This is a genomic window from Methylocystis sp. Sn-Cys (assembly GCF_016745395.1).
Classification (GTDB): Bacteria; Pseudomonadota; Alphaproteobacteria; order Rhizobiales; family Beijerinckiaceae; genus Methylocystis; species Methylocystis iwaonis.
In genome coordinates, this window is record NZ_JAERVJ010000008.1 from 16,533 (window position 1) to 27,955 (window position 11,423).

General features: G+C 65.1%; 11 protein-coding genes. All 11 read left to right on the forward strand.

The genetic code is table 11. The features are described from left to right. The first annotated feature begins 84 nt into the window (after nucleotides 1-84). The 11 genes from JJT62_RS14920 (at nucleotide 85) to rseP (ending at nucleotide 11,241) form a co-directional block, all read left to right on the forward strand. Entirely contained in the window at nucleotides 85-1,101 is a 1,017-nt protein-coding gene (locus JJT62_RS14920) for a 30S ribosomal protein S2 (protein WP_202073578.1), read from the forward strand. Between the two features lie 135 nt (nucleotides 1,102-1,236). Next, nucleotides 1,237-2,163, forward strand: coding sequence for a translation elongation factor Ts (gene tsf / locus JJT62_RS14925; protein WP_202073579.1), 927 nt, complete (start codon nucleotides 1,237-1,239; stop codon nucleotides 2,161-2,163). A gap of 281 nt (nucleotides 2,164-2,444) precedes the next feature. After that, nucleotides 2,445-3,845, forward strand: coding sequence for a selenium-binding protein SBP56-related protein (locus JJT62_RS14930; protein ID WP_202073580.1), 1,401 nt, complete (start codon nucleotides 2,445-2,447; stop codon nucleotides 3,843-3,845). Nucleotides 3,846-3,847: 2 nt separating this feature from the next. Next, a complete protein-coding gene (locus JJT62_RS14935; protein ID WP_202073581.1) occupies nucleotides 3,848-4,510 on the forward strand; it encodes a hypothetical protein in 663 nt (220 codons plus the stop codon). Between the two features lie 143 nt (nucleotides 4,511-4,653). After that, nucleotides 4,654-5,550, forward strand: a complete 897-nt coding sequence (locus tag JJT62_RS14940) for an SDR family oxidoreductase (protein WP_246744943.1) — start codon at nucleotides 4,654-4,656, stop codon at nucleotides 5,548-5,550. Nucleotides 5,551-5,646: 96 nt separating this feature from the next. Further along, nucleotides 5,647-6,372, forward strand: coding sequence for a UMP kinase (gene pyrH, locus JJT62_RS14945; RefSeq protein ID WP_202073583.1), 726 nt, complete (start codon nucleotides 5,647-5,649; stop codon nucleotides 6,370-6,372). Between the two features lie 151 nt (nucleotides 6,373-6,523). Further along, the gene (frr, locus tag JJT62_RS14950) at nucleotides 6,524-7,084 is read left to right on the forward strand and encodes a ribosome recycling factor (RefSeq protein ID WP_202073584.1); all 561 of its coding nucleotides are present in this window, start codon (nucleotides 6,524-6,526) and stop codon (nucleotides 7,082-7,084) included. Nucleotides 7,085-7,162: 78 nt separating this feature from the next. After that, nucleotides 7,163-7,939, forward strand: coding sequence for an isoprenyl transferase (locus JJT62_RS14955; protein WP_246744924.1), 777 nt, complete (start codon nucleotides 7,163-7,165; stop codon nucleotides 7,937-7,939). Next, nucleotides 7,936-8,784: a CDP-archaeol synthase gene (locus JJT62_RS14960; RefSeq protein ID WP_202073585.1), complete on the forward strand. Its 849-nt coding sequence runs from the start codon at nucleotides 7,936-7,938 to the stop codon at nucleotides 8,782-8,784. The genes JJT62_RS14955 and JJT62_RS14960 overlap by 4 nt, the downstream gene beginning before the upstream one ends. Before the next feature lie 7 nt (nucleotides 8,785-8,791). After that, nucleotides 8,792-10,024 (forward strand): 1-deoxy-D-xylulose-5-phosphate reductoisomerase, encoded by a 1,233-nt coding sequence (gene dxr / locus JJT62_RS14965; RefSeq protein WP_202073586.1) that lies wholly within the window; start codon nucleotides 8,792-8,794, stop codon nucleotides 10,022-10,024. 65 nt (nucleotides 10,025-10,089) lie between these two features. Beyond that, on the forward strand, nucleotides 10,090-11,241 hold the full coding sequence (gene rseP / locus JJT62_RS14970) for an RIP metalloprotease RseP (RefSeq protein WP_202073587.1): 1,152 nt from the start codon (nucleotides 10,090-10,092) through the stop codon (nucleotides 11,239-11,241). Nucleotides 11,242-11,423 lie beyond the last annotated feature (182 nt).

Sequence of the window (11,423 nt, forward strand, 5' to 3'; positions counted from 1 at the left end):
GTCTGATCCAAGACGTCGTTTCCGGTGGCCGGTTTCCGGCCTCTTCACCTTGCTTTCGCCGAGGCTCAACCGGAGAAAAGTAAAATGGCGCTTCCTGATTTCACCATGCGCGGCCTTCTCGAGGCGGGCGCTCACTTCGGCCACCAGTCGCATCGCTGGAACCCGAAGATGGCCCCCTTCATTTTCGGCGTGCGCAACAACATCCACATCATCGATCTCGCCCAGACCGTTCCGCTGCTCCATCAGGCGCTGAAGACGGTCTCCGACACGGTGGCCAAGGGCGGCCGCGTGCTGTTCGTCGGCACCAAGCGTCAGGCGCAGGATCAGATCGCCGACTCGGCCCGCCGCAGCGCGCAGTATTACATCAACTCCCGCTGGCTCGGCGGCACGCTGACCAACTGGAAGACCATTTCGGGCTCGATCAATCGCCTGCGCAAGCTCGACGAGATGCTCTCGGCCGGCGCCCAGGGCGTGACGAAGAAGGAGCGCCTGCTCCTCACCCGCGAGCGCGACAAGCTGGAAAAGGCGCTCGGCGGCATCAAGGACATGGGCGGCACGCCCGACCTGATCTTTGTCATCGACACCAATAAGGAGCAGCTCGCGATCAAGGAGGCCAACCGCCTCAAGATCCCGGTGGTGGCGATCCTCGACACCAACTGCGATCCGGATGGCGTGACCTATCCCATCCCGGGCAATGACGACGCCGGCCGCGCCATCCAGCTCTACTGCGACTTGATCGCCCGCGCCGCGATCGACGGCATCTCCCGCAGCCAGGGCGCGCTGGGCGTCGATCTCGGCGAAGCCGAGACGCCGGCCGTCGAGCCGGCCGTGGCCGGCGCCGAAAGCGGCGAGGCTTACGAGTCGGCTGAGGTCTTCGAGCTGCTCGCCGCGCCGCGCGGCGCGCCCGACGATCTCGCCAAGCTGAATGGCGTCGGCCCGCAGGTCGTCAAGAAGCTCAACGACGCCGGCGTCTTCCATTACTGGCAGATCGCCGCGATGACGCCGGCCGACGTCGAAAAGGTCGACGCCGATCTCAAGCTCAGCGGCCGCATCGCCCGCGACGGCTGGGTGGATCAGGCGCGCGCGCTTCTGTCCGCCTAAAGACTGACTGTCATCTTTCGCCATTACCTCGGGCGCCGGCTCATCCAGAGCCGGCGCCCGTCGCCATAAAGCCCCCGAGAGCCGGGAAGCCGTCGCCGCGGGCTTCCAGCCGGCCCCAACAGAAGGATTTCGACCATGGCCACGATTACCGCCGCCCTCGTCAAGGAACTGCGTGAGAGCACCGGCGCCGGCATGATGGACTGCAAGGCCGCGCTCACCGCCACCGATGGCGAGTTCGAGGCGGCTGTCGACTGGCTGCGCAAGAAGGGCCTGTCCAAGGCCGCCAAGAAGGCCGACCGCGTGGCCGCCGAGGGCCTCGTCGCCGCGCTCACCGGCGACAAGAAGGGCGTCGTCGTCGAGGTGAACTCCGAGACCGACTTCGTTTCCCGCAACGCCGACTTCCAGACGCTCGTCAAGAACATCGCCGAAGTGGCGCTGGCGACCGGCAAGACCGACGCCGCTGAGCTCGGCGGAGAGGCCTATCCGGGCGGCGGCACGGTCGCCGAGAACATCACGACGTCTATCGCCACGATCGGCGAGAACCTCACGCTGCGCCGCGCCGCCGCGCTGACGGTGTCCGACGGCGTCGTCGGCCGCTATGTGCACGGCCAGGTCGTCGACGGCCAGGGCAAGATCGCGGTGATCGTCGCGCTGGAATCGACCGGCGACAAGGAAGTGCTGGCCAAGCTCGCGCGCGAGATCGCCATGCATGTCGCCTCGGCCAATCCGCAGGCGATGGACGCCTCTGGCCTCGACCCGGCGATTGTCGAGCGCGAGGCCAATCTGCTGCGCGAGAAGAACGCCGGCAAGCCCGAGAATGTGCTGGCGAAGATCGTCGAGTCCGGCGTCAAGACCTTCGCCAAGGAAGTCTGCCTGCTCGACCAGCCCTCGAACCACCCCGAGCACAATGGCAAGACCGTCGCCCAGGCGGTGAAGGAGCTCGAAGGCAAGGCCGGCGCGCCGATCGCCATCAAGGGCTTCGTCCGCTATGCGCTCGGCGAAGGCATCGAGAAGCAGACCAGCGATTTCGCCGCGGAAGTCGCGGCGGCTGCGAAGGGCTGAGCCAGAACGGGCTTCCACGCCATTTCCTCCCTTAAAGGGGAGGGCGCTTCGCAAGGCGTAATGAACAGAAACTAAAAGGCCGAGGCTCCAACCTCGGCCTTTTTTGTTGGTCTAACGCTTGGTTGCTTTTCAGCCCAAGCAGACATGCTCGCTGTGGCGCATAAGTCGGCGCCGCGCTGATGAGCCATTGCGGGCGCCTGAACGGGCGTTATCTCCGAACTGTTTAATCCGGCGACCACGCTCCCGCCTCGGCTGGGAGGCCGGATCACGGAGGGAGAAAAATGACGATCCGTCCGGACCCCACCTTCCACGCCACCCCCAAGCTGGCGATGGAAGCGCCCCCTGAGCGATATGCCTACGTCCTGATGCTCAGTCCCGATTTGTCGCGGCCCGACTGCCTGGGCGTGGTCGACGTCGACTCAAATTCTTCGTCCTATGGAAAAATCGTCCACACGGTGATGATGCCGAATAAGGGCGATGAATTTCATCATTTCGGCTGGAACGCCTGCTCATCCGCCTTGTCGCCCATGTCGGGCCACGCCTTTCTGGAACGCCGCTACCTCATCATCCCAGGTCTGCGGTCGTCGCGGATCTATGTGATCGACACCAAGCCGGACCCCACGCAGGCAAAGATCCACAAGATCATCGAGCCGGAGGAAGTCTTCCACAAGACCGGCTATTCGCGACCGCACACGGTCCATTGCGGGCCGGAGGGCATTTATGTCTCCACCCTCGGCGGCGGCGGACCGGATGGGACCGATAGCCCGCCCGGTATCTTCATCATGGATTGCGAAACATTCGACGTGCTGGGCCGCTGGGAGATCGACCGAGGGCCGCAGGACAAGCATTACGATTTCTGGTGGAACCTCCCGCGGGATTACATGGTGACGAGCGAATGGGGGCTGCCGCCGCAGTTCGAGAACGGCCTGGTTCCCGACGATCTGCTCGGCAACAAATATGGGCATAGACTCCATTTCTGGGATCTGCGCGCGCGACGCAACGTCCAAACAATTGACCTTGGCGCCAACCATCAGATGGCCCTTGAAGTCCGGCCGGCGCACGACCCGATAAAGGAATATGGCTTCGTCGGCGTCGTGGTGGACACGACCAACCTCGAGGGGTCGATCTGGACCTGGTGGCGCGAGGGCGGCACGTTCCGTTGCGAGAAGACAGCCGTCATTGCGCCCGAGCCGGCGGATAAAGATCAGCTCCCCCCATTGCTACAGGCCTTCGCCGCCGTTCCGCCATTGGTCACCGACATCGACCTCTCCCTCGATGATCGGTTCCTCTATGTGTCCTGCTGGGGCACGGGCGAGATGCGCCAGTATGACGTCAGCGACCCGAGGGCGCCCAAGCTGGTTGGCTCGGCGCATATCGGCGGCATTGTCAGACGGACGCCCCATCCGAATGGCGATGCATTTGCCGGCGGCCCGCAGATGATCGAGATCAGCCGCGACGGGAAGCGGGTCTACTGGACGAACTCGCTCTATTCGACCTGGGACGACCAGTTCTTTCCTGAGGGAGTGCCAGGCGCGATGGTCAAAGCCGACGTCGGGACCGATGGCGGCGTCACACTAGACAAGGAATTTTGGGTTGAATTTCCGGATGGATACAGGTCGCACCAAATACGCCTGGAAGGCGGCGACTGCTCGACCGACTCCTTCTGCTATCCGTCCGTCTGAAGGTGGGCCACGTTCAATGGAGCACGGCTGACCTTTGGCTGGCCGTGGTCGCCAGCGGCCTCTACCACGGCGTTAATCCGGGCATGGGATGGCCTCTGGCCGTTTCAGCCGGCCTGATGGGCAGGGGGCGCTGGGACCTCGCCTTGGCGCTTGCGTCGCTTGCGGCCGGGCACTTAGCCGCCATGCTGGTCATTCTGCTGCCCTTCGCGCTGATGACCGCGCTGGTGGAATGGGGACGCGTCATCAGGATCGGCGTCGGCGTCGGCGTGATGGCCTATGGCGCCTACCGCCTCGTCAACCGGCGACATCCGCGCGCGCTCGCCCGAATCAGGCCCACGCAGCTTGCGCTGTGGTCCTTCGCTATCGCGATCGCGCATGGGGCCGGTTTGATGCTGCTGCCCATCTATCTTGGCCTTTGCTCGGCGGGAGAGGTCGACGCGGCCCATCAGGGACTAGCGAGCCTGATGGGGCGCAACTTTGCAACCGCGGTCCTGGTTTCGCTCCTCCATGTGGTCTCGATGGTGACCGCTGGCGGCTTGATTGCGTTCCTTGTCCACGGCTGGCTCGGCCCAAGTTTTATCTCCAGGAGCTGGTTCAACCTCGACCTGGTTTGGGCGCTGAGCTTGATGCTCGTCGGCGCCGCCGGGCTCGTGACGGCCTTATGAAACATTCCCTTCATCCCCCGCGTTTCGCCCTGCTGGCGGGGCGCCGGGAGGGTTCAATGCCTGCGCAGGGACAATCGATTACGGAAGCGATCCGGGAGAATATCTCGGTAACCGGCATAGAGAGCGCCGCCCCCCTGCCGGATATGCAGACGCAGGGGGACGGGCTCAAAAATCCGCGCGAGCTTTATCCCAAGCCGCCTTTCGAGAAGCAGCCGCAGCCTTGGCCGGGCCTCGCCTGCAAGATGACTCCGCTGCCCGATCACGGCGAGAAGAGCTATCGCGGCTCGGGGCGGCTCAAGGGCCGCAAGGCGCTGCTCACGGGCGGCGATTCCGGCATCGGCCGCGCGGCGGCGATCGCCTTCGCGCGCGAGGGCGCCGATGTCGCGATCAATTATCTTCCGCAAGAGGAGGAGGACGCCCGGGAGGTTGTGGCGTTGATCGAAGACGCGGGCGGCAAGGCCGCGCCCATTCCTGGCGACATTCGCGACGAAATGTTCTGCAAGCGTCTCGTCGATGACGCCGTGAACGAGCTCGGCGGGCTCGATATTCTGGTCAACAACGCCGCCCGCCAGCATGTGCATGAATCGATCACGGAGATCACCACGGAAGATCTCGACTGGACCTTCCGCACCAATCTCTATGCGCTGTTCTGGATCACCAAGGCGGCCGTTCCCCATATGCGGCCCGGTTCGACCATCATCAATACGACCTCGATCAACGCCTATGAGCCGTCGCAGCATCTGCTCGATTATGCGGTGACGAAGGCCGGCATTCTGAATTTCACCTGGGGACTGGCCAAGCAGCTCGCCAAGCAGGGCATCCGCGTCAACGCCGTCGCGCCGGGCCCGTTCTGGACGCCGCTGCAACCTTCAGGCGGGCAGACGCAGGAGCATCTCACCCAGTTCGGCGGCGACACGCCGCTCGGCCGCCCCGGCCAGCCGGCGGAGATTGCGCCGCTTTACGTCCTGCTGGCCTCGGCGGAATCGAGCTATGCGACGGGGCAGGTGTTCGGGGCGACAGGCGGCGAGGTCGGACCGTAACCTTTCGCTTTGGAGATTCGAAAGGGTCACTTGCGGCGGGGGCGCGCCATTCGTATTTAAGTCGCGCCCCCGCCCAAGCCATCAGAGAGACCCGTCATGTCCGACCACGCCTCGAAGCGATATAAACGCGTGGTCGTGAAGCTTTCCGGCGAGGCGCTGCAAGGATCGCTGCCTTATGGCCTCGACGCGACGACGCTGGAGCGCATCGCCAAGGACCTGGCCACGGCCTCCGAGAACGGCCACGAGGTCGCGGTGGTCGTTGGCGGCGGCAATTTCTTCCGCGGCATCAAGGGCGCCGATACGGGCATCGAGCGGGCGCGCGCCGATTCGATCGGCATGCTCGCGACCGTCATGAACGGGCTGGCGCTCGAGCAAGCGATCGAAATGCAGGGGCGCCCGGCCCGCTGCCTCTCCTCCGTGCCGATGCCCTCGCTGTGCGAATCCTTCTCGCGCCGCGCGGCGCTGCATCATCTCGCCAAGGGGAGGGTGATGATCGCGGCCGGCGGCACCGGCAATCCCTTCTTCACGACCGACACGGGCGCCGTGCTGCGCGCGGCCGAGCTTTCGGCCGACGCAGTGCTGAAGGCGACCCAGGTCGACGGCGTCTACACCGCCGACCCCAAGCGCGATCCCGCGGCCAAGCGTTACGAGCGCTTGACCCATGACGAGGCCATCGCCCAAAATCTCGCCGTCATGGACACGGCCGCCTTCGCGCTGGCGCGGGAAAATCGAATTCCGATCATCGTCTTTTCGATCGGCGAACCCGGCGCGATCGCCTCGGTGCTGGCCGGGGGTGGGCGTTCGACCCTCGTCGCGCCATAAGCCCGCGCGTCTTTAACTTGCGCACGACGCCTAAAAACATGCCATAAGGGGCTTTGATCGCGGACCTGCGCGTCCGCGGGCCAGTTGAGAAACCACGCCGGCCGGGCGCGCGCCCTCGCGCTGCTGGCGACGAAAGCAGGTTGTAGAGGTCATGACGGATAAATTCGATCTGGCGGATTTGAAGCGCCGCATGCAGGGCGCGATCGCAACTCTGAAACATGAGTTCGGCGGCCTGCGGACCGGCCGCGCCGCCGCGAGCCTGCTCGACCCCGTGCATGTCGACGCCTATGGGCAGATCTCGCCGCTCAATCAGGTGGCGACCGTCAGCGTGCCGGAGCCGCGCATGCTCGCCGTCCAAGTCTGGGACAAGGCGCTGGTCATCGCCGTCGACAAGGCGATTCGCGAAGCCAATCTCGGTCTGCAGCCGACCGTCGAGGGCCAGATCCTGCGCATCCGCATGCCGGAGCTCAACGAACAGCGCCGTAAGGAGCTGGTGAAGGTCGCCCATAAATATGCGGAAGAGGCCCGCGTCGCGGTGCGCCATGTCCGGCGCGACGGCATCGACACGCTGAAGAGGTTGTTGAAGGATCACGCCATTCCCGAGGATGACGGCAAGCGGCACGAAACCGAGGTGCAGAAGGCGACCGACGACTCTGTGAAGGAAATCGACGCGGCCCTGGCCGCCAAGGAAAAGGAAATTATGCAGGTCTAAGGGCCGTGCTGGAGACGCGAGCGCGGCGGCGACCGTCTGCCTCCATTGCTGAGATCGGCCGGCGATTCGGAACGACATATGGCGGAAGGCGATTTTTTGGAGATGGCGACGACCACGCTCGGCATAACGATTGTCCCGCGCCACGTCGCGCTCATTATGGACGGCAATGGCCGCTGGGCGGCGGCCCGCGGCCTGCCGCGCTTCGAGGGCCATCGCCGCGGCGTCGAGGCGCTTCGTCGGGCCGTCCGGGCTGCGATCGAGCTCCGTATCTCCTATCTCACGGTCTATTCCTTTTCGGCGGAGAACTGGTCGCGCCCGCGTGAAGAGGTGCAGAGCCTGCTCGGATTGCTGCATCGGTTCATTCGCAACGACCTGTCCGAGCTGCACGACAACAACGTGCGGGTGCGCGTTATTGGCGCGCGCGAGGATCTCGCGCCGGAGATTCTGGCCCTGCTCAAGGAGGCGGAGCAGGTGACGGCGGCCAACACCGGGCTGACGCTCGTCGTGGCCTTCAATTACGGCGCGCGGCAGGAAATTGCGGCGGCGGCGCGCGCGCTCGCCGAGATGGTGGCGGAGGGGCGGCTTGCGCCGCATGAAATCGACGCCGACGCCATCTCCGCGCGCCTCGACACCGCCGACATACCGGACCCGGATCTGATCATCCGCACCTCCGGCGAACAGCGGCTCTCGAATTTCCTTTTGTGGCAGGCGGCCTACGCCGAATTCGTGTTCCTGCCGATCCTGTGGCCCGATTTCGATCAGGCCGCTTTGGTCTCCGCTTTGGAGGAATACGCTCATCGGGAGCGCCGGTTTGGCCGGGTCGAGTCGCCGCGCAGCGCCAAGACGGCGTCATGACGAGCCCGCTGTCCAAGGAAAAAAGCGGCGGCTTCGCCGATCTCGGGCCGCGCGTCGCTTCTGCGGTTGTCCTCGTCGCGGCGGCGGTGGCGACGCTCTATTTCGGGGGCGCTATTTTCGCCGCTTTCTGGCTCGTGGCGGCATTTGCCGTGAACTGGGAGTGGCAGGGGCTGATTGGCGGCGAGCGTCGCGTCGCAAGAGTCGCCGCCGGCGGCGTGGCGACGGCGACGGCGGCGGCTTTCGGGCGGAACGGGCTCGCTGGCTATGCGGCTCTGGATATCCTCTTTTTTGCAGCGACCGCCGCCGTTTTGGCCGGGCCGGCGCGGCGGGCCTGGGCGGCCGGGGGCGTCGTCTATGCCGGGGCGCTGGCCTTTTCGGTCTGCTGGCTGCGGGAATCATTCGACTTCGGAATTCTGGCGATCGCCTTCCTCTTCGCAATCGTGTGGGGAACCGACATTTTCGCCTATTTTGGCGGGCGGCTGATCGGCGGTCCCAAGCTTTGGCCCCGCGTCTCCGCCGGGAAAACCTGGTCGGGCACGATCACCGGCGTCGTCAGCGGCGCCTTGCTCGGCCTTGCGACCGCCTATCTCGGCGGCGGCCCGGCGCTTGCTAGCGTTCAGGTGTTTCTGGTCGGACTGGCGGCGGCCGGCATCTCACAAATGGGAGATCTGTTCGAATCCTCCGTGAAGCGCCGCTTCGGCGTCAAGGATTCGAGCCAGCTCATTCCCGGTCATGGCGGCGTGATGGACCGTCTGGATGGTTTCATTTTCGCCTGCGTTTTCGCGGCGGCGATCGGCTTGGTCCGGGGCGATCCCTCGGCGGCGGCCAACCTCTTTTTCTGGTGAAACGCTCATGGGTTTGAAGAACGGACATGCAAACGGGGGCGCCCGGGCGCCGCGCCGTATCGTCCTGCTCGGCGCAACGGGTTCGGTCGGCCGCTCGACGGTCGATCTCCTGGAACGCGATCCGGAGGGGTTTTCGGTCACCGCCGTCGCCGGCGGGCGCGACGCCAAGGCGCTTGCCGACGTCGCCCGCCGCACCAAGGCGGAATTTGCGGCGATTCGGGACGAAAACGCCTATGCGGAGCTGAAGGACGCGCTCGCGGGCACGAATACGCAAGTGGCGGCCGGCCGTGACGCCGTGATCGAGGCGGCCGTGCGCGACGCCGATCTCGTCGTATCGGCCATCGTCGGCGCCGCGGGCGTCGAGCCGACGCACGCCGCGCTGTCTCTCGGCCGGGACGTCGCCCTCGCCAACAAGGAATGCCTCGTCTGCGCCGGCGCGCCGTTCATGCGCACCGCCAAAAAGATGGAGGCGATGCTCCTTCCGGTCGACAGCGAGCACAACGCCATCTTCCAGGCGCTGGGCGGCGAGGATCCGTCGCGGATCGAGCGCATGATCGTCACGGCTTCGGGCGGCCCGTTCCGCACCTGGAGCAAGGAGCGCATCGCCAACGCGACGGTCGAGGAGGCCCTCAACCATCCGAACTGGGCGATGGGCCCCAAGATTACGGTCGACTCGGCAGGAATGATGAACAAGGGCCTCGAGCTGATCGAGGCGCACCATCTTTTCGGGGTGCCGGCGGAAAAGCTCGAGGTCGTCGTGCATCCTCAGTCGATCGTGCACGGGCTCGTGGCTTTCTCGGACGGCTCCGTCACCGCCGGCATGGCGCCGCCGGATATGCGCGTGCCGATCGCCCATTGTCTGGCCTATCCCGAGCGCCTCACCACGCCGGCGCATCGGCTCGACTTCGCGAAAATCGCGACGCTCACATTCGAAGCGCCCGATTTCGAGCGGTTCCCCGCGCTCAGGCTGGCGCTCGACGCTCTGGCGCATGGCGGCGGCTTGACCAATGTGCTCAACGCGGCGAATGAGATCGCGGTCGAGGCTTTCCTCGGCGGCCGCATTTCTTTTGCGGGAATCGTCCGCCACGTGGCGGAGGCCTGCGAGACGGCGCTGCGCGAAGGCTATGCTCGGGCTCCTGAAAATGTGGAGGAAGCGCTGGGCGTTGACCATATTGTCAGAGAAAGGTCGCGGGCGGTCTTGGCCGTCGATGCGCCTTCGGGCATTTTAACGCTTCAGTAACCAAACGCCCCGCGCCCCAGGTTGCGCGGGGAGCTTGGCCCGCGTGACGCGTTGGAGACGAGACCGTGCTGGACCTGTTGACGACTTTTGCGACCTACGTCATCCCCTTCGTGTTCATCTTGACCATCGTGGTCTTTGTCCACGAATTCGGCCACTTCATCGTCGGCCGCTGGTGCGGGGTCCAGGTAGACGCCTTTTCGATTGGCTTTGGTCCCGAGCTTTGGGCCAGGACGGACCGCTATGGCACGCGGTGGCGCATCGCCGCCATTCCGCTAGGCGGCTATGTGAAATTCCATGGCGACGCCAATGGCGCGAGCCTGCCGGACCCCGACGCCGTCGAGGCGATGCCGGCGGCCGAGCGCGACGTCACTTTCGCAGCGCAGACGGTCTGGAAGCGGGCCGCCATCGTCTTTGCCGGGCCGTTCGCCAATTTTGTCCTCGCCATCGCGATTTTTGCAGGCATCTTCAACTTTTACGGCCGCACGATCCTGGCGCCGCGCGTCGGCTCGGTCGTCGAGGGCGGGGCGGGGGCGGCCGCCGGCTTCCTGCCGGGGGATCTCGTCCTGTCGATCGACGGCGCGCCGATCGACGCCTTCTCGAAAATGCAGGAAATGGTTTCGGTTTCCGCCGACTCCAAGCTTGTCTTCGTGGTGCGCCGCGCCGGGCAGGACGTGACGATCCTGGCGACGCCCGCCTGGCGCGAGGTCGAGAGCCCCGCCGGAAAGATGCGAATCGGCATGCTCGGGCTCAAGGCGTCGACCCAGGCCAGCGACGTGCGGGAGGAGCGCTATGGGCCGCTCGAGTCGGTCAGGCTGGCGTTCAGCGAGACCTGGCAGGTGGTGTATCGCACCGGCTCCTATCTCGGCGGCCTCGTCAGCGGCCGCGAAAGCGCCGATCAGCTCTCGGGTCCAATCGGAATTGCGCAGATTTCGGGCAAAATGGCGCAGGCGGCGACCAAGGTCGGCCTCGCGCCCTTCCTCAATCTGATCGCCATCCTGTCCGTATCGATCGGTCTTCTGAATCTGATGCCGGTTCCGATGCTCGACGGCGGCCATTTGCTGTTCTTCTCCATCGAGGCCATCCGTGGCCAGGCGTTGAACGAGCGGGCGCAAGAGTTCGCTTTCCGGGTCGGGCTCGCCATGGTCGGGGTGTTGATGATCTTCTCGACCTACAATGACATCGCGCGGCTCATCCACCGCTTCGCTGGCGCGTCCTGACGCAAGCGGCGCAGTTACGAAGTTTATGGCGGAACCGCGACGCGCGTCGCGGTTTCTTCATTTTTATTCACCGCATTCGCGGTCCGTTAACCGTCTGCTAGCCATGAATAGTGGCTTTGACGCCACGCCTTCGACAAATTGCCCGAACAGAATTCATTCTGGATTTGCAGGGGTGGTTAAAC